Raw genomic sequence first — 18452 nt, 5'->3', positions numbered from 1 at the left:
AGCCTGCAATGGCCACCCTGCCCCTGCATGCAGTGCCGCTCGCCCTGCTCGCCATCGCCCTGTCAGTCTCGACCGGTTGTTCGAGCAAGCACGCCAGCACCCGCTACGCCGCCCAAGGCTCCAACTGCTATGCCAAGGCGCTGCCCAGCAGCGGCGAAGGCGGCCTGGCATTCGGTCCGACACTGGCCATGGCGAGCAGGAAGTCGCTGGACAGCTGCATGCGCTACGCCGGCAGGTCCGGGGGCACGCCGCGGACCTGCCAGGTCGTCGTGGCCAAGTGCAAGAGCTGAAGCTGAACTAGCCCAGTGCTTCCTCGATCAACGCAGCAACCTCCCGTGCCCGTGAAGCCAGCGACGCATGGCTGGCATCCAGGGTGATGACCTTGCGCGCCTGCAAGCGCGCCGACATCATCTGCTGGTTAGCCGGGGCGATCATGTGGTCCTGGCTGGAAATCTGGTACCAGGCGGGCTTGTGTTTCCAGGCCGGGTCGCTGATGGTGTCGCCAAAGGTGCTCGCCAGCGGCGCCTTCTGCGTCACCGCCATGACCCATGCCTCATCTGCCGACAGATCCTGGCAAAAGCTTTCGTGGAACTTGTCGGCCTTGATCCACAGATAGCCGTCACTGTCCGGCGCAAGGTTCGCTGCCGCGACAGGTGGATGCTGCTGCGTCAGCCCTCCAGGGCTTTCGCCCGCGTCGGGGGCAAAGGCCGCGATAAAGACCAGCCCCTTCACGTTCGCGGCGTTGCCGGCCTCGGTGATTACCGCCCCACCGTAAGAGTGCCCTACCAGCAGCACCTCGCCTGGCACCTGCGCCACCATCTTGCGAGTGCGCTCGGCATCGTCAGCCAAGGAGGTCAGTGGCAGCTCCACGGCGCGCACGTCTTTGATGCCCTTGCGCGCCAGCTCGACAATCACCTTTCCCCAGTGGGCGGCCCCGCCCCAGAAACCGTGTACAAGCACGACAGTAGGCTTGCTCATGAGAATACCTTCGCCAGAAAACATGGGTGTGGTGTTGCCACAACAGCATAGGCGCAGGTAGATGCGGCCTTAGATCAAAGGGATCGGGGGAGGCGCGGGCTAATGCCGCGAAAGATTCACTTGCCGGCCTGCTGACGCTGCCAACGCTCCAGGTTTTCGGCCACCAGTTGTTCGGGCAAGGGCCCTGCCACCAGCTCCCGCATCTTGCGCGCCAGCTGTTCGCGCAGTGCCGGCTGGTTGCATCCCGACTTGTGCGATAGCGCCAGATACAGCCCTTCGCTGGACACCGGAGGCTCAAGTACCTCCAGCTCCTTTTCCTTGCCCAGCGTGCGTGCCAGGGCCATGCCGGGATACTGCTCGAAGATCACGTAGTCGCTGCGCTTGAGCAGCAGCTTCTGGAAGGCCTGGGTAACGCTGGGCACCGCTTCGAGGTCGAGCTGCGCCCGGGCGTAGTCGTCGAATGCCTGGCCATGGCTGTTGTTGACCAGCGTCCCGCCACGTCGCCCTTTCAGGTCGGACCAGTCGCTGTAGGCGAAGCCTTCACCCTTGCGCACCCAGACCACGCTGGAATTGAACAGGAAGGGCGGGCTGATGAAGTCGGTCAGCAGTTCGCGCGCCTGGGTGCGAAAGTAGCCGGCCAGCATGTCGATGCGCCCGCTGTTCACTTCCTCCTGCGCCCTGGACCACGGCCCGACATACACCACATCCACCACCAGGCCGAGGTCCTTGGCCACCTGCTTCAGCAGGTCGGCATTGGCGCCGATCAGTTGCTCGGGGTTGTGCGGGTCGCGCCAGAGGTAAGGCGGGTACTCCGGGTTGCCGGTGGCGGTGAGGTGCTGGCAGTTGTCCGCGGCAGAACCGTGCAGTGGAACCACGGCCAGCAGGCACGACAACCACACAGACAGGCCCAGACAACGTCCGCTCATGGCGTTCCTCGTGCAATGGATTACGCCACCGATAACGTGGCCTTACACAGTTTGCACGAGAAATGGCCGAACGCCACGTGCCATGTGGCGAACTGTGATGCGGTACAGCGTCACGGGCCAGGTCGCCAATAGCAGGTCACTGCTCGGCCAACTCCGTCCGAGCATCCCAGCCACCGCCCAGTGCCGCGATCAACTGCACGCTCGCCACCAGCCGCCCCTGCAACAGCGTCAACACGCTGCGTTCGCTGCTAAGCGCCGTGGTCTGCACGTTCACCACGTCCAGGTAACCGATCAACCCGGCCTTGTACTGGTTCTCGGTCAAGCGCAACGACTCCCGCGCCGCCTCAAGCGCTTCCTGCCGGACAACGGCTTCGTCGCCATACACCTTGAGCTGCACCAGATAGTTCTCGACCTCCTTGAACCCATCGAGCACCGTCTGCCGGTACTGCGCCACGGTCTGGTCGTACACCGCCACCGTGCGATCGACCTCGGCGCTGCGCTTGCCGGCATCGAACAGCGTCAACGCCAACTGCGGGCCGACGGACCAATAGCGGTTGGGCAGCTCGATCCAGTTGTTGAAACTGCTGCTGGAATACCCGCCATTCATGCTCAGGGACAGGTCGGGGAAGTACGCCGCCCGGGAGACACCGATATTGGAGTTGGCCGCCATGACCTTGCGTTCGGCCGAGGCGATATCGGGCCTGCGCTCGAGCAACTGCGAAGGCAGCGACACCGGCACCGGCGGCAACGCCGGAATGTCGCGGCTCGCGGCCAGGGCGAAGTCGGCCGGCGCCTTGCCCATCAGCACGGCAATGGCGTTCTCGTACTGCGCGCGTTGCCAGGCCAGGTCGATCAGGTCGGCCTGGGTACTCTTGAGCTGGGTACGCGCCTGGGCTACGGCATCCGGCCCGGCGACCCCGGCGCGGTACTGGTTCTCGTTCATCTGCAACGAGCGCTCGTAGGCCGCTACCGTGGCCTCGAGCAGGCGTTTCTGCGCGTCGATCACCCGCAGTTGCAGATAGTTCTGCACCAGCTCCGACTGCTGGCTCAGGCGAATGGCCGCCATATCGGCGAGGCTGGCCTCGGCACTGGCCTCGTTGGCATTCATGGCTTCACGCAGCTTGCCCCACAGGTCGATCTCCCAGCTCACGCCGAGTTGCGCGTTGTAGGTGTTGCGGATGCCGCTGCTGTTGTTCGACAGGCTCGAGCTGGAGCTCCCGGTGCCCTGGGCCGAACGGTTCTTGCCAGCGGTGAGGTTCAACGAGGGGAACAGCGCGGCGCGGCTGCTGCGCACCAGCGCCTGGGCTTGGCGGTACTGCGCCTCGTACTGCGCCACCGTCTGGTTGCTGCGGTTGAGCTCTTCCACCAGGGCGTCGAGCTGTTTGTCGCCATACAGCTCCCACCATGCCCCGCGGGCGATGGCATCGGACGGGTTGGCCTGGGTCCAACCCTCGGCCTGCTTGAACTGCGCCGGGGTGCTGATCTCCGGGCGGTGATAGTCCGGGCTCAAGGTACAGGCGCTGAGCATGGCCACGCACAACCCGGCACTGACCAGGCGCGAGCCGCGCCCTTGGGTCAGCAGCCTGAGGGCGCGATGGATTCGGGTGTGGGCAAAGTTCATAGCGGGGTATCCAGGGCAGCGTCGGTGCGCACGCCGCGCCAGCGGTTGAACCGGTGGCGCAGGCGATCGAGGTACAGGTAGACCACAGGCGTGGTGTAGAGGGTGAGGATCTGGCTGAACACCAGGCCGCCGATGATGGTCAGGCCCAGCGGCTGGCGCATCTCGGCGCCCTCGGCGCGGCTGAGCAGCAGCGGCAGCGCGCCGAGGATCGCCGCCAGGGTGGTCATCAGGATCGGCCGTAGGCGCAGCAGGCAGGCACGGCGGATCGACTCCTCCGGCGAAAGGCCTTCATGGCGCTCCAGTTGCAGGGCCAGGTCGATCATCAGGATGGCGTTCTTCTTCACCACGCCGATCAGCAGGAACAGCCCGAGCAGCGAGATCAGGCTGAACTCGCCACCGGTCAGGTATAGCGCCAGCAAGGCGCCGACCCCGGCCGAGGGCAGTGTGGAGAGGATCGTCAGCGGGTGGATGTAGCTCTCGTAGAGGATGCCCAGCACCAGGTACACCAGTACCAGGGCGCCGAGGATCATGAACGGCTGGCCTTCGGCGGTCTTGGTGAAGGCGTCGGCATCGCCACCGAGCTTGGCGATCACCGATTCGGGCAGGCCAAGCTTGGCCACCGCCCGCTCCAGCGCGGCCAGGGCCTGATCGGGGCTGAAGCCTTCGGCGACATCGAACGAGATATCTTCGGATGCGAACTGCCCTTCGTGGCTGACGCGGTCGTTGGCCAGGCTGTTCTCGTAGCGGGCGAAGGTGGACAACGGCACCCGGGCGCCGTCGGCGGTGATCACCTGCACCTGCTCCAGGGTACTTGGGTCCCAGGCGTATTTCGGGTTGATCTCCAGCACCACCTGGTACTGGTTGAGGCTGTCGTAGATGGTCGAGATCTGCCGCTGGCTGTAGGCGTTGTTGAGCACCGCGGTGACCATGTCCATGTCGATGCCCAGGCGCTTGGCCTGGTCACGGTCGACCACCAGGGTCACCTGCTGGGTGCCTGCGCCGTCGTGGGCGTCGATGGCGGTCAGCTCAGGCAGTTTGCGCAGCTCGGCGGTGACCTTGGGGAACCACTCGCGCAGAGCGGCCAGGTCGCCGCTCTGCAGGGTGTAGAGGTACTGCGAGGTGGTCTGGTCGCGACCGCCGCCACCCAGTTGCAGGTCCTGGTCGGCCATCAGGTACAGGCGCCCGCCGGGGATCTTCGGCAGGTCCTTGCGCAGGCGATCGATGACCTTCTGCGCGTTTTCCTTGCGCTCGGCGATCGGCTTCAGGCGCACCAGCACGAAGGCGTTGTTGGTACCGCTGTTGCCGCCAATGAAGCCGGCGACGCTCTCCACCGCCGGGTCCGCGAGCAGGGCGCGACGGTAGATTTCCATCTTCGGTTGCATCACCGTGAACGACAGGCCGTCGTCGCCACGGATGAAGCCTTGCAGCTGGCCGGTGTCCTGTTGCGGCATCAGGGTCTTGGGTACCACCACGTACAGGGCGATGTTGAGCACGATGGTGGCCAGCAGGCTGAGCAGGGTCAGGCGCCTGTGGCGCAGCGCCCAGCCCAGGCTCTTGTCGTAGCCGGCGACCATGCGCTGGTGGATGCGGTCGCTCCAGCGTTGCAGGCAGGTCTGCTGCTGCGGGCCATGGACCTTGAGCCAGCGTGAGCAAAGCATCGGCGTCAGGGTCAGCGATACCACCAGCGAGACGATGATCGCCGCCGCCAGAGTGATCGAGAACTCCTTGAACAACCCGCGCACGATACCGCCCATGAACAGGATGGAAACGAACACCGCCACCAGCGAGACGTTCATCGACAACAGGGTGAAACCAACCTCCTGCGCGCCCTTGTACGCGGCCCGCATCGGACTCTCGCCCTTCTCGATATGCCGGGAGATGTTCTCCAGCACCACGATGGCATCGTCCACCACCAGGCCGGTGGCGAGGATCAGCGCCATCAACGACAGGTTGTTCAGCGAGAACCCGCACAGGTACATCACCGCGAAGGTGCCCACCAGCGACACCGGCACCGCCAGGCTGGGGATCAGCGAGGCGCGGAAATTGCCGAGGAACAGGTACACCACCAGGATCACCAGCACCACCGCGATCAGCAAGGTGTGCTCGGCCTCCTTGAGGGTGGCCTTGATCACCGGCGAGCGATCCATGGCCACGTTGAGCTTGACGCTGGCCGGCAGCAGTGACTGCAACGCCGGCAGCTCGGCCTTGATCTGCTCGACGGTCTGGATGATGTTGGCGTTGGTCTGGCGGTTGACCACCAGCAGCACCGCGCTCTCGTCATTGAAGAAGCCGCTGTTGTAGCGGTTCTCGACGCCATCGCTGACCTTGGCCACGTCCGACAGGCGCAGGATCGAGCCGTTCTGCTGACGGATCACGATGGGCTTGTAGTCCTCGGCCTTTTCCAGCTGGTCGTTGGCGCGCACCTGCCAGTTGCGTTCGCTGTCCTCGACGAAGCCCATCGGCCGGCGCTGGTTGGCGTTGGCCACGGCAGTGCGCACATCGTCCAGGGACAGGCCGTACTGGTTGAGCAACTGCGGCTCGAGCTCGATACGCACCGCCGGCAGCGAACTGCCGCCGATCTGCACTTCCCCTACCCCGCTGACCTGCGAAAGGCTCTGGGACAGGATGGTGTCGGCCAGGTCGTACAGCTTGCCCTTGGACAGCACCTGGGAGGTCAGCGACAGCACCATGATCGGCGCCTGGGACGGGTTGATCTTCTTGTAGGTGGGCATGCTGCGCATGCCGCTGGGCAGCAGATTGCGGGTGGCGTTGATCGCTGCCTGCACCTCGCGTGCCGCGCCATCGATGTCGCGGCCCAACTCGAAGCCGATGATCACCCGGGTCGAGCCCTGGTTGGAACTGCTGGTCAGGGTGGTGACGCCGGCAATGGCGCCGAGCTTGCGCTCCAGCGGCGTGGCCACGGTGGACGCCATGACCTCGGGGCTGGCCCCGGGCAGGCTGGCCTGCACCACGATCACCGGGAAATCCATCTGTGGCAGCGGCGACACCGGCAGCAGGCCGAAACTCACCCCACCCAGCAGCATGATCGCCAGGCTCAGCAGCATGGTGGCCACCGGCCGACGAATGAACGGTCCGGACAGGTTCATGCTTCGGCCTGCCGCGCATCGTCAAGCGGGCGCCAGCGACGTGCCAGGCGGTCGAAGTACAGGTAGATGACCGGCGTGGTGAACAGGGTCAGTACCTGGCTCACCAGCAGGCCGCCGACCATCACCAGGCCCAGCGGCTGGCGCAGCTCGGCGCCGGATCCGGTGGCGAGCATCAGCGGCACCGCGCCGAACAGCGCGGCCAGGGTGGTCATCAGGATCGGTCGGAAACGCAGGAGCGCAGCCTGGTAGATCGCATCACTCGGGCTCATGCCCTGATGGCGCTCGGCCTCGAGGGCGAAGTCGATCATCATGATCGCGTTCTTCTTGACGATGCCGATCAGCAGGATGATGCCGATAATGGCGATCATGCCCAGGTCGTTGCCGCTGAGCAGCAGCGCCAGCAACGCCCCTACCGCCGCCGAGGGCAGCGTGGAGAGGATGGTCACCGGGTGGATGTAGCTCTCGTAGAGCACCCCGAGCACGATGTACATGGTCACCACGGCGGCGAGGATCAGCAGCAAGGTACTCGACAGCGAGGCCTGGAACGCCTCGGCGGCGCCCTGGAAGCGGGTCTGCACGCCGATCGGCATGCCGATGTCCTGCTGCACTTGCTCGATCACCTTGACCGCCTCGCCCAGGGAAGCGCCATGGGCCAGGTTGAACGACATCATCACCGCCGGGAACTGGCCGATGTGCGAGATGGCCAGCTGGGCCTGGCGCTGCTCGATGCGTGCCAGGGCCGACAGGCGCACCTGGCCGCCGTCGGCGGCCTTGACGTGGACCGCCTCCAGGGCCTGCGGGCCGAGGCTGGCCGCGGTCTGCGACTGCAGCACCACGCGGTACTGGCTGGCCTGGGTGTAGATGGTCGAGATCTGCCGCTGGCCGAAGGCGTCGTACAGGGCGTTGGTGATCTGCGCCACGGTGATGCCGAGACGGCTGGCCATGTCGCGGTCGATCACCAGGTACACCTGCAGGCCCTTGTCCTGCAGGTCGCTGGCCACGTCCTGCAGCTCCGGGCGGTCCTTCAGTGCCTGCACCAGCTTGCCGCTCCACTCGGCGAGCATGTCGGCATCCGGCGAACTGAGGCTGAACTGGTACTGGGTGCGGCTGACCCGGTCCTCGATGCTCAGGTCCTGCACCGGCTGCATGAACAGGCGGATGCCGACCAGCTTGTCGAGCTGCGGCTGCAACCGGCTGATCACCTCGGCTGCCGTCACATCGCGCTCACCATGGGGCTTGAGGTTGATCAGCAGGCGGCCGCTGTTGAGGGTGGCGTTGTCACCATCCACACCGATATACGAAGACAGGCTCTGCACCGCCGGGTCCTGCAGGATCACCTCGGTCAGGGCCTGCTGGCGTTGACTCATGGCGGCGAACGAAGTCGACTGCGGTGCCTCGGAAATACCCTGGATCACCCCGGTGTCCTGGGCCGGAAAGAAGCCCTTGGGCACCATCAGGTAGAGCACCACGGTCAACGCCAAGGTGGCCACGGCCACCAGCAAGGTCAATGGCTGGCGCTTGAGCACCCAGGTCAGGGCACTGGCATAGTGCTTGATCAGCCAGTCGATCCAGGCGCCACTGGCACGGTAGAAGCGCCCCTGCTCCTCTTCCCTGGGCTCGCGCTTGAGCAGCCGGGCGCACATCATCGGCGTTAGGGTCAGCGACACCACCAGGGAAATCAGGATGGCCACCGCCAGGGTGATGGCGAACTCGCGGAACAGCCGCCCGACCACGTCGGCCATGAACAGCAGCGGGATCAGTACCGCGATCAGCGAGAAGGTCAGCGAGATCAGGGTGAAACCGATCTGTTTCGCGCCCTTGAGCGCGGCCTGCAGCGGCGTCTCACCCTCTTCTATGTGCCGGGAGATGTTCTCCAGCATGACGATGGCATCGTCCACCACGAAACCGGTGGCGATAGTCAGGGCCATCAGCGTGAGGTTATTGACCGAGAAGCCGGCCAGGTACATCACCCCGAAGGTGCCGATCAGCGACAGCGGCACGGCGATCGACGGGATGATCGTGGCCGAGACCCGGCGCAGGAACAGGAAGGTCACCATCACCACCAGGGCAATGGCGAACAGCAACTCGTGCTGCACGTCGCGCACGGCGGCGCGGATGGTCTGGGTACGGTCGGTGAGGACGCTGACGTCGAGGCCCGCCGGCAGGTTGTCGGTGATCGACGGCAGCAGCTCCTTGATCCGGTCGACCACTTCGATGACGTTGGCGCCGGGCTGGCGCTGGATGTTCAGCAGTACCGCCTCGTTCTGGTTGGCCCAAGCGGCCAGGCGCTCGTTCTCGGCGCCGTCGACGATCTCGGCGACGTCCTTCAGGCGCAGCGGCGCGCCATTGTTGTACTTGAGGATGAGGTTGGCGTACTCGGCCGGCGAACGCAGCTGGTCGTTGGCGTCGAGCATCGACACCCGGGTCGGGCCGTCGAAGTTGCCCTTGGGCTGGTTGACGTTGGAAGCGCCGATCAGGGTGCGCACGTCGTCCAGGTTGAGACCGTTGGCCGCCAGGGCGTCGACGTTGACCTTGATCCGCACCGCCTGGCGCTGGCCGCCGGCGATGCTGACCATGCCGACGCCGCTGATCTGGGCGATTTTCTGCGCTACGCGGGTGTCGACCAGGTCGTTGAGCTTGGGCAGCGGCATGGTCTTGGACGAGATGGCCAAGGTCAGCACCGGCGTGTCGGCCGGGTTGACCTTGTTGTACACCGGTGGCGCCGGCAGGTCGCTGGGCAGCAGGTTGCTGGCGGCGTTGATCGCGGCCTGTACCTGCTGCTCGGCGACATCCATGTTCATGTCGAGGTTGAAGCGCAGGGTCAGCACCGAGGCGCCGCCGGAACTGGTCGAGGCCATCTGCTCGAGGCCCGGCATCTGGCCGAACTGACGTTCCAGTGGCGCGGTGACGGCGCTGGTCATCACCTGGGGGCTGGCGCCGGGATACAGGGTCATGACGCGGATGGTCGGGTAATCGACCTGGGGCAAGGCCGCCACCGGCAGCAGCTTGTAGGCGATCAGGCCGGCCAGGACGATGGCCAGCATGCTCAGCGTGGTGGCGACCGGCCGCAGGATGAACAGGCGCGAGAGGTTCATGCGCCCGCCTTGGAGCCTGGTTCACCGGTCTGCGCCGAACCCTTGGCGCCCTGCCCCTGCAGGTGCTGGCCGGGGGTGGTCGGCACTTGCGAGCTGTCTTCGACCACCTCGACCTTGGAGCCTTCGCGCAAGCGGTCGGTGCCTTCCAGCACCAGGCGGTCACCGGCGGCCAGGCCCTCGAGGATCACGCTGTTCTCGCCATCGCTGGCTCCGACCTTGAGCGGGCGGATGTTGATCGTGCTCTCGGCGTTGACCACATAGGCGAAGGTGCCGTCATTGCCGAACTGGATGGCCGCGGCCGGGGCCAGCACCACCTGCTTCAGGGTGTCGGCCAGCAGGCGCACATTGACGAACTGGTTGGGGAACAGCGCATGGTCAGTGTTCTGGAAGGTGCCCTTGAACTTCAGGGTGCCAGTGGCGGTGTCGATCTGGTTGTCGAGGCTGCCGAGCACGCCAGTGGACTGCAGCTTCTGATCACCACGGTCCCAGGCCTCGACCGGCAGGCTGGCGCCGCTGCGGTAGCGGGCGAGCACGGTGTCGAGCTGGGTTTCCGGCAAGGTGAAGGCGACGCTGATCGGCTCGGTCTGGGTGATGATCACCAGCGCCGTGGTGTCGTTGGCTGCCACCAGGTTGCCCAGGTCAAGCTGGCGCAGGCCCAGGCGACCGCTGATCGGCGCACGGATCTGGGTGAACTCCAGGTTCAGGCGGGCATCGTTGACCTGCGCCTGGTTGGTCTTGACCAGCCCCTGGAATTGCCCGACCTGTGCCTCGGCGGTGTCCAGGGTCTGCTTGGCGATGCTGTCTTCGGCATACAGGCCTTTATAACGGGCCAGGTCCACCTGGGCGTTCTTCAGTTGCGCCTGGTTCTGCGCCAGGGTGCCTTCGGCCTGCTGCAGGGCGATGCGGTAGCTGCGCGGGTCGATCTCGGCGAGCAGGTCGCCGGCCTTGACTTGCTGGCCTTCCTTGAAGTGGATCTTGACCAGTTCGCCGGCCACCCGGCTGCGCACGTTGACCGTGTTGGTCGCGGTCACGGTACCAAGGGCCTTGTAGTACAGCGGGAAGTCACCTACCCGCGCAGGCTCGACGCGCACCGGCACCGCTTCGGTGGAGGCGCCGAAACCCGGCCGCCCGCCCATGCCTTTGCCCGGGCGATGCCCGCCACCCTCTGTATGGGCGGTCGTTGCGGGCCACAGCCACCAGGCCAGCAGGGCCACCAGCAGCAGGATCAGCAGGCCGAACAGCCAGCGACGAGGGGAACGGGAATTGGAGGCTTGCATGGGTCGAACGAACCTTGTTCAGAGAATGACGGCGTGGAGAGCGTGAACGATAAGCACTGGCATCGTTTTAGCAAAGGGGCTTTACCAGTGCTTTACCTTCGGCTGACGTTGGCAAAGGCGTGAACTTTAAATGAAAACGGCCTGGAACAGGGTCCAGGCCGTTACCGGGTGTTACCTGGTTCGCCGGCAAGCCGGCGAACACTTACTTCAAGACAGCCAGCGCCGCCTCGTAGTTCGGCTCGTCGGCGATTTCGCCAACCAGCTCGCTGTGCAGCACCTTGTCGTTTTCGTCCAGCACCACCACGGCGCGGGCGGCCAGGCCGGCCAGCGGGCCATCAGCGATGGCCACGCCGTAGTTTTCCAGGAACTCGCGGCCACGCAGGGTCGACAGGTTCTTCACGTTCTCCAGGCCTTCAGCGCCGCAGAAGCGCGCCTGGGCGAACGGCAGGTCGGCGGAGATGCACAGCACCACGGTGTTCGCCACGTCATTGGCCTGGGCGTTGAACTTGCGCACCGAGGTGGCGCAGGTCGGGGTGTCGACGCTTGGGAAGATGTTCAGCACCTTGCGCTTGCCGGCAAAGTCGGCAAGCGACTTGTTCGACAGATCGCCAGCGACCAGGGAGAAGGCAGGTGCCGCGGCGCCTTGCTTCGGCAGTTCACCGCAGACCTGAACCGGGTTGCCTTTGAGAGTCACTTGAGCCATGGCGGAAATCCTTATGCGGGGGTTTGAAAAGGACCCAGAGTTAAGCATGAAGCAGCGCAAGTGCCTATGGGCAAAGATGAAATTGTCCTACGTTCGGCCAATTCCTGTAGACAAACGCCCGGGTGACTGGCGTCGGCCCGGGCGCTTTTCCTACGTGGCGAGCATTCAGGCCAGCAGGCCGTACACCACAGAGGTCAAGGCCACCAGGCCGACCACCACCACGAACACATTGGACAGCGCACCGCTGTACTTGCGCATCGATGGCACGCGGCGGATGGCGTACATCGGCATCAGGAACAGCAGCACGGCGATGATCGGGCCGCCGAGGGATTCGATCATGCCCAGGATGCTCGGGTTGAGGGTGGCGACGATCCAGCACACCACCAGCATCAGCGCGGCAACGATGCGGTCCAGGGCCTTGGCGCCCGGACGCATGCCGGTCTTGACGATCATGCCCTTGAGGCCTTCGCTGGCACCGATGTAGTGGCCCAGGAACGACTTGGCGATGGCGATGAAGGCGATCAGCGGCGCGGCGAAGGCGATGGCCGGCTGCTCGAAGTGGTTGGCCAGGTACGACAGGATCGACAGGTTCTGCGCCTTGGCTTCAGCCAGTTGGGCGCTGCTCAGGGTCAGCACGCAGCTGAACACGAAGAACAGCACCATCAGCACCATCAGCAGGTGGGCGCGGCGCAGGATCTGGCCGCTGCGCTCGTCGGCGTGCTCTGCGTAGCGGCGCTTCTGGTCAACGGCAAAGGCCGAGATGATCGGCGAGTGGTTGAACGAGAACACCATCACCGGGATGGCCAGCCACACGGTGTGCAGGAAGGCCGAGCCGGACGGCACCTGGGTGGCGGTGTCGAGGATACCGCCGGTCCAGTGCGGCACCAGGTACAGGGCCAGCAACGCCAGGGCGACGATGAACGGATACACCAGCAGGCTCATGACCTTGACCGTGGCCTGTTCGCCGCAGCGCACGATGGCCAGCAGGCCGAGGATCAGCACGAACGACAGGATCGCCCGCGGCGGCGGCGCGATATGCAGCTGATGCTCCATGAAGCTGCTGACGGTGTTGGTCAGCGCCACGCTGTAGATCAGCAGGATCGGGAAGATGGCGAAGAAGTACAGGACGGTGATCAGCGCGCCGGCGGTGATGCCGAAATGCTCCTCGACCACGTCGGTGATATCGCCGCCCTTGCTGCCCGAGAGTACGAAACGGGTCAGCCCGCGGTGGGCGAAGTAGGTCATGGGGAAGGCCAGCAAGGCCAGGACCAGCAGCGGCCAGAAACCGCCAAGGCCGGCGTTGATGGGCAGGAACAGAGTTCCGGCGCCGATGGCCGTGCCGAACAGGCCCAGCATCCAGGTGGTGTCTTGACGCGACCAGCTGCCAAGGGTGGCGGGGGTCGATTCTACAAAGCGTTGTTCAACGCTTGGGGCCTGCTCATTCATTCCGGGTGACGCTCCACTCGCAAGACTGCAACAGGCTGAGAATGGCGAAATAGACGATTCGCCCAACTCAACCGGGGAAGAGGGGCGCGATTGTGCATGCAAAGGTTGCGATTGGGGAAGCCCCGCCCGAGGGACGGTTGCACTTGTCTGTACAAGAAAGCGGGTTTTCGGGTTGCGAAAACTATCGCGGGGCAAGTCGCATCGGCGCACCGATGCGACTTGCCCCGCGATAAAGCCAGTTGGGCCAGCGCCGATGTCAGCCCTTCTGCACGGCGGCAAATGCCTCGGCCACCTGGTGCAAGTTGGCCGGACGCAGCCCGGACATGCACACCCGGCCGCTGTCGATCAGGTACACGCCGAATTCGTCACGCAGACGGCGCACCTGTTCGACGCTGAAGCCGGTATAGCTGAACATGCCGCGCTGGCGCAGGAAGAACTGGAAGTCCTGGCCTGGCAGCAGCTCGCCGAGCAGGTCGACCAGGCCCTGGCGCATGTCGAGGATACGCTTGCGCATCACCTCCACTTCCGCAGCCCATTGCGCGTTGAGCGCGGCGTCACCCAGCACGCCGGCCACCAGCTGGGCGCCGAAAGCGGGCGGGCTGGAGTAGTTACGGCGCACGGTGGCCTTGAGCTGGCCAAGCACGCTGGAAGCGGTGGCGGCATCGTCGCAGACTACCGACAAGCCCCCTACCCGCTCGCCGTACAGCGAGAAGATCTTCGAGAACGAGTTGCTGACCAGGCAAGGCACGCCGGCACGGGCCATTTCGCGGATCGCATAGGCGTCTTCGACCAGGCCTTCGCCGAAGCCCTGGTAGGCGATATCGAGGAACGGGATCAGCTGGCGTGCCTTGACCACCTCGACCACTTGCTGCCACTGGTTCTGGTCCAGGTCGACGCCGGTGGGGTTGTGGCAGCACGGATGCAGCAGGACCACGCTGTTCTGCGGCAAGGCCTGCAGGCTGGCCAGCATACCGGCGAAGTCGACGCCGCGGGTGTCCGGGTCGAAGTACGGGTAGGTGTGCACCTTGAAGCCCGCGCCTTCGAAGATTGCCCGATGGTTATCCCAGGTCGGGTTGCTCACCCATACCTCGGAGCCTGGGAAGTAACGCTTGAGGAAGTCGGCACCGACTTTCAGCGCGCCGGAGCCGCCGACGGTCTGCACGGTGGCCACGCGGCCAGCGGCGACGGCCGGGTGCTCGGCGCCGAACAGCAGCGCCTGGATCGCCTGACGGTAGGCGGCCAGGCCTTCCATCGGCAGGTACAGCGAGGCTTCATGGGGCTGGCCGGCCAGGCGTTTCTCCACCTCGGCCACCGCCGCCAGCTGCGGCACCACGCCGGCTTCGTCGTAGTACAGGCCGATACTCAGGTTGACCTTGGCGGCCCGCGGGTCGGCCTTGAAGGTTTCCATCAACGAGAGGATCGGGTCGCCGGCATAGGCATCGACATGTTTGAACACAGCGTGCAGCTCCTTGGAAATCAGAACAGTTCAGGAAAGGCTCAGCCGAGGATACCCGCAGAGCGCCACGAGGAACATCACCGATGTGCAAGGAAACCCTGCAAGTTTGCAAGACCGAACCCGCAGCCCACGGATTTTGCCATGCGCCGCCGCCCGACGGCTTGGTACCAACCCAGGATCGCACCCTGATCGTTGCAATTGCCACCTGCCTGCCCCAAGCTCTGCCGTACCGCCACCCCGGACCGCGAGATGCCCAGACGTCGCCCTTTCCTGATCGCCCTGTTGCTGTTGTTAGTGCTGCCCGCGTCGATCGGTTACCTGTGGCGTGACCGCCAACCCGCACCGCCCAGCCTGCCGCCCCACAGCTACGCCAAGGCCCTGCGCCAGGCGCACGATGGCCTGCCGGGCGCCGCGCGGGTGCTGTACCAGCAGTTGCAGCGTGACGACCTGCCGCCCATCCGCCGCGCCGCGCTGCATGCCGAGCTACCCAATTACCCCTCGCCACAGGCGTTGAAGCTGGCCAGCCAGGACCTCGAGCACGCCGATCCATTGGTACGCCGCGCCGCCATCACCAGCATCCGCCGGCTGCTGCCGGCCGCCCAGCGCAGCCTGGTGCTGGGCCCATTGCTGGAAGATGACGAGCAAAGCGTGCGCTTCGCCGCGGTGGACGCTCTGCTGGGTCTCGACCCCGACGCCATCGGCCTGTACTTCGGCCCCTTGCAGGATGCCCTGGAGCAGTACGAGCAGACCCTGGAGCAACAGCCCGACGACGCCGCCGCCCAGCTGCACCTGGCCCGGCTATACATGCATGAACAAGCCTACGACGCAGCCTCCAGGGCCCTGGGGCGCAGCCTGGCCGTGACCCCTGAAGGCCTGGACGCGTTGGCCACCCAGGTCCGCCTGCTGGAGCAACAGGGCCAGCACGACGCCTCCCGCGAGGTGCTCGCCAAGGCCCTGGCGCTACGCCCGGATTCCGCGTTCCTGCAATACGAACTGGGCCTGTGGCTGACCCGCCATGAGCAGCAGGAATACGCCCTGCTCGCCCTCTCGCGGGCTGTCGAGCTGGAACCGGAAAACAACGATTATCGCTACACTCTGGCCATCACCCTGCACCAGCTGGAACAGCTCGATGCCGCGCAAAAGCAGTTGGAGACCGTGCTCAACCGCCAGCCAGCCAATCGCCGGGTGCGGGTTCTGTTGATCGAGTACTGGAAGGAAACCGGCCAATTGCAGAATGTCCAGGTCCTGCTCGCCGAGCTGGAACGGCAGAACCCGGACGACCCATTCCTGCAGCAAGGGCTGTGAACCCCAGCCTCAGGCCTGCAGCATGCGCTGTATCTGCACCACCAGCATCTGCAGCGAGAACGGTTTGAACATCAATGCCGTGCCTGGCTCGTCGAGCAGGGCCTGCTCCACCGGATCGGTGGTGAATCCGGTGATGAACAGGATCTTCTGCTCGGGCTCGATCATGCGCAGCGCCTTGGCCACCTGACGGCCGCTGAAGCCCCCCGGCAGGCCGATATCGGTGATCACCAGATCGAACGGCCCTGCATGCCGGAACTGCCCCAGCGCGCTGTTGGCATCGGGCACATCACACACCTCGAAGCCGCAATCGACCAGCGCCTCCTTCATCAGGCCGCGCAGGTTTTCTTCATCATCGACCAGCAACAACCGTTCACCTTGAATCTGTCGCGGCAGGATATCCCGAGCGGGGCTCTCCGGCAACGTCCCCTGGTAGCGCGGAAACATCATCACGACCCGTGTGCCTTGGTCGATCGTCGACTCGATCCACATCTGACCGCCCGACTGCTGCACGAAGCCATGCACCATGGGCAGCCCCAGGCCCACCCCCTGGCCCAGGGGCTTGGTGGTGAAGAACGGTTCAAATACCCGTGCCAGGTCCTCGCGACTCATGCCATGGCCATCGTCCTCGACCTGCAGCGTGACATAGTCCCCCGGCGGCAAGGCTGCCGCGCCTTCGCAGGGCAGCGCCAGCCGTTCGTTGGCGGTGCGGATCGTCAGCTTGCCCTTGCCCAGGCAGGCATCGCGGGAGTTGCTACATAGATGCAAAAGGGCATTGCGCAACGTATCCGGATCGACCTGCAATGGCCAGGGCGCCACATCCAGCTGCAGGTTCAGGCAAACCTCGGTGCCCAGGGTCTGACGCAGCATCGGCTCCGCGTCCTGCAGCAGGTGGTTGATGTTCAGTGGATTGGGCGACAAGGGTTGGCTACGCGCGAAGGCCAGCAGGTTCTGGGTCAGGCCGATGGCTCGCTGGGCGCATTCCCGGGCCATCCGCACATACTCCTCCACGCGTTCCATCCGCCCTTGGGCGAGGCGTCGTTCGAGCAATTCCAGGCTGCTGCCGACGCCGGACAGTACGTTGTTCATTTCGTGCGCCAGCCCGCCCGCCACCTTTACAACGCCCTCCATGCGCTGGCTGTCGCGCACCGCCGCCTCGGCCAGGCGCTGGACCGCATTGCGGTCCTCGGTGATGTCCCTCCCCACCAGCGTCGGCAATGCCTGGTTGGCGCTGCCAGCCCAGCGGAACCAGCGGTAATGTCCGTCGCTATGGCGAACCCGCCCCTCGAAGGGCGGCGCGGCACGCCTCTGTACAAGCGCCATCAGCGCCAACTGCGCTTCGGTACGGTCCGCGGGATGGAACAGCTCGGGCAGGGCCACTTGCAACTGCGTTGCCTCACCCCAGCCCAGAAGCCGATGCCAGGCAGGGTTGGCTGTGCGCACGCGCAGATCGGCCTCGAGCATCAGCATCACATCGGGCGACAACTGCCAGGTATGTTCTGGATCGGCCAGGTACTGCGTCAGGCGCGCTTCGAAGGACTGCGCCAGCTCGCGCCATTCGTGGCTGGCCCCGACACTGGCAGTGGTCTCGATCAGCGCGTGGAGGAACCCGGCAACCACACCCTGGTCGTCGCGGATGGGCGAGAAGCAGCCAATGACCCACGCCGTCGCCGCAATACCCTCTCGATGCACCGGCAATGGGGCATCCTCCATCAGGCTACCCTCCCCCTGCAACACCTTGAAGACGGTTGCCCCCATGCTCTCCCAGGATTGCTCCCAGAGCGCGTCGAAGGCACGCCCCTGATGGTCGACAGCGCCGCCCAGCAGGGCCTGGTAGGCGTCGTTGTGTATGACTGTCAGCCCCGCCCCCCAGACCAACGCACAGGGAAACGGTGACATCAATACCATGTCGACGGCGATGCGCAGGGTGGGCGGCCAGGAGGTCAACGCCCCCAACGGCGTTACGCTCCAGTCGATGCTGGCGATGGGCATGCCCACCTCGGCCAACGAAGATGACGGCGGTGCCAGATGAATGACCTGGATTTCTGCGCCCCGGGTATTCAGGTCAGTGGCCAATATCTTCGTTCCACAGCTCTGGGTTGGCTTCGATGAACTGGCGCATCAACGCCTTGCAGGTGTCATCGTCATGCACCTCAAGGCGCACGCCGCGGCCGCCGAGCAACTGCTCTTCGCCCATGAAGGTGACGTTCTCGCCGATGATCACATGCTTGATGCCATACAGCAGGATTGCGCCACTGCACATGGCGCAGGGCGACAAGGTGGTATAGAGGGTGGCCTGCTGGTAAACCCGGGCCGGCTGTCGGCCGGCATTCTCCAGGGCATCCATCTCGCCATGCAGGATGGCACTGCCCTGCTGCACGCGGCGATTGTGGCCACGGCCGATGATCCTGCCCTCGTGCACCAATACCGAGCCGATCGGAATACCACCTTCCTCGAGCCCCTTGCGGGCCTCGTCGATGGCGGCCTGCATAAATCTGGAAGTGTCCTGGTCCATGGCGTCTCCCGGTAGCGCGTCGACTT

General features: G+C 65.1%; 13 protein-coding genes. 2 read left to right on the top strand and 11 right to left on the bottom strand.

Going from position 1 to position 18452, the window contains the following annotated elements; genetic code table 11:
• Window positions 1–8 precede the first annotated feature (8 nt).
• Window positions 9–290 carry a hypothetical protein gene (locus ACODS9_RS01585; protein WP_489093088.1) on the top strand — a complete coding sequence of 94 codons (282 nt, stop codon included), beginning with the start codon at window positions 9–11 and terminating at the stop codon, window positions 288–290.
• 7 nt (window positions 291–297) lie between these two features.
• Here ACODS9_RS01585 and ACODS9_RS01580 read toward each other — a convergent pair whose 3' ends face one another.
• The 9 genes from ACODS9_RS01580 to ACODS9_RS01540 form a co-directional block, all read right to left on the bottom strand.
• Window positions 298–978 (bottom strand): alpha/beta hydrolase, encoded by a 681-nt coding sequence (locus ACODS9_RS01580; protein WP_046855740.1) that lies wholly within the window; start codon window positions 976–978, stop codon window positions 298–300.
• A gap of 116 nt (window positions 979–1094) precedes the next feature.
• Window positions 1095–1904, bottom strand: a complete 810-nt coding sequence (locus tag ACODS9_RS01575) for a substrate-binding periplasmic protein (RefSeq protein ID WP_401105451.1) — start codon at window positions 1902–1904, stop codon at window positions 1095–1097.
• Between the two features lie 136 nt (window positions 1905–2040).
• A complete protein-coding gene (locus ACODS9_RS01570) occupies window positions 2041–3525 on the bottom strand; it encodes an efflux transporter outer membrane subunit (RefSeq protein ID WP_046855742.1) in 1485 nt (494 codons plus the stop codon).
• Complete coding sequence (locus ACODS9_RS01565) at window positions 3522–6632, bottom strand: multidrug efflux RND transporter permease subunit (RefSeq protein ID WP_489093087.1); 3111 nt, start codon at window positions 6630–6632, stop codon at window positions 3522–3524. Before ACODS9_RS01565 ends, ACODS9_RS01570 begins: the two co-directional genes overlap by 4 nt.
• Window positions 6629–9727, bottom strand: a complete 3099-nt coding sequence (locus ACODS9_RS01560) for an MdtB/MuxB family multidrug efflux RND transporter permease subunit (protein WP_489093086.1) — start codon at window positions 9725–9727, stop codon at window positions 6629–6631. The genes ACODS9_RS01565 and ACODS9_RS01560 overlap by 4 nt, the downstream gene beginning before the upstream one ends.
• Window positions 9724–11004: an MdtA/MuxA family multidrug efflux RND transporter periplasmic adaptor subunit gene (locus ACODS9_RS01555; protein WP_489093085.1), complete on the bottom strand. Its 1281-nt coding sequence runs from the start codon at window positions 11002–11004 to the stop codon at window positions 9724–9726. The genes ACODS9_RS01560 and ACODS9_RS01555 overlap by 4 nt, the downstream gene beginning before the upstream one ends.
• Before the next feature lie 202 nt (window positions 11005–11206).
• Entirely contained in the window at window positions 11207–11707 is a 501-nt protein-coding gene (gene tpx / locus ACODS9_RS01550; RefSeq protein ID WP_489093084.1) for a thiol peroxidase, read from the bottom strand.
• Between the two features lie 165 nt (window positions 11708–11872).
• On the bottom strand, window positions 11873–13153 hold the full coding sequence (locus ACODS9_RS01545; RefSeq protein ID WP_023631759.1) for a serine/threonine transporter: 1281 nt from the start codon (window positions 13151–13153) through the stop codon (window positions 11873–11875).
• Window positions 13154–13409: 256 nt separating this feature from the next.
• On the bottom strand, window positions 13410–14609 hold the full coding sequence (locus tag ACODS9_RS01540) for an amino acid aminotransferase (protein WP_489093083.1): 1200 nt from the start codon (window positions 14607–14609) through the stop codon (window positions 13410–13412).
• 249 nt (window positions 14610–14858) lie between these two features.
• Between ACODS9_RS01540 and ACODS9_RS01535 the strand changes: the two genes are divergently transcribed.
• Window positions 14859–15914 (top strand): tetratricopeptide repeat protein, encoded by a 1056-nt coding sequence (locus ACODS9_RS01535; RefSeq protein WP_489093082.1) that lies wholly within the window; start codon window positions 14859–14861, stop codon window positions 15912–15914.
• 9 nt (window positions 15915–15923) lie between these two features.
• Here ACODS9_RS01535 and ACODS9_RS01530 read toward each other — a convergent pair whose 3' ends face one another.
• Together ACODS9_RS01530 and ACODS9_RS01525 are read right to left on the bottom strand one after the other, a co-directional pair.
• Complete coding sequence (locus ACODS9_RS01530) at window positions 15924–17903, bottom strand: ATP-binding protein (RefSeq protein WP_489093081.1); 1980 nt, start codon at window positions 17901–17903, stop codon at window positions 15924–15926.
• Window positions 17904–17976: 73 nt separating this feature from the next.
• Window positions 17977–18426, bottom strand: a complete 450-nt coding sequence (locus tag ACODS9_RS01525; protein ID WP_401105437.1) for a nucleoside deaminase — start codon at window positions 18424–18426, stop codon at window positions 17977–17979.
• Between the last annotated feature and the right edge of the window lie 26 nt (window positions 18427–18452).

This window comes from Pseudomonas sp. FG36, assembly GCF_057809275.1.
The sequence above is the reverse complement of the archived record's forward strand: the minus strand, read 5'-3'. Positions and strand labels throughout refer to the sequence as shown.

Bases quoted from the DNA above. Each gene is read 5' to 3' on its own strand.
- ACODS9_RS01585 (WP_489093088.1), top strand. From the start codon at position 9: ATGGCCACCCTGCCCCTGCATGCAGTGCCGCTCGCCCTGCTCGCCATC.
- ACODS9_RS01580 (WP_046855740.1), bottom strand. From the start codon at position 978: ATGAGCAAGCCTACTGTCGTGCTTGTACACGGTTTCTGGGGCGGGGCC.
- ACODS9_RS01575 (WP_401105451.1), bottom strand. From the start codon at position 1,904: ATGAGCGGACGTTGTCTGGGCCTGTCTGTGTGGTTGTCGTGCCTGCTG.
- ACODS9_RS01570 (WP_046855742.1), bottom strand. From the start codon at position 3,525: ATGAACTTTGCCCACACCCGAATCCATCGCGCCCTCAGGCTGCTGACC.
- ACODS9_RS01565 (WP_489093087.1), bottom strand. From the start codon at position 6,632: ATGAACCTGTCCGGACCGTTCATTCGTCGGCCGGTGGCCACCATGCTG.
- ACODS9_RS01560 (WP_489093086.1), bottom strand. From the start codon at position 9,727: ATGAACCTCTCGCGCCTGTTCATCCTGCGGCCGGTCGCCACCACGCTG.
- ACODS9_RS01555 (WP_489093085.1), bottom strand. From the start codon at position 11,004: ATGCAAGCCTCCAATTCCCGTTCCCCTCGTCGCTGGCTGTTCGGCCTG.
- tpx (WP_489093084.1), bottom strand. From the start codon at position 11,707: ATGGCTCAAGTGACTCTCAAAGGCAACCCGGTTCAGGTCTGCGGTGAA.
- ACODS9_RS01545 (WP_023631759.1), bottom strand. From the start codon at position 13,153: ATGAATGAGCAGGCCCCAAGCGTTGAACAACGCTTTGTAGAATCGACC.
- ACODS9_RS01535 (WP_489093082.1), top strand. From the start codon at position 14,859: ATGCCCAGACGTCGCCCTTTCCTGATCGCCCTGTTGCTGTTGTTAGTG.
- ACODS9_RS01530 (WP_489093081.1), bottom strand. From the start codon at position 17,903: ATGCCCATCGCCAGCATCGACTGGAGCGTAACGCCGTTGGGGGCGTTG.
- ACODS9_RS01525 (WP_401105437.1), bottom strand. From the start codon at position 18,426: ATGGACCAGGACACTTCCAGATTTATGCAGGCCGCCATCGACGAGGCC.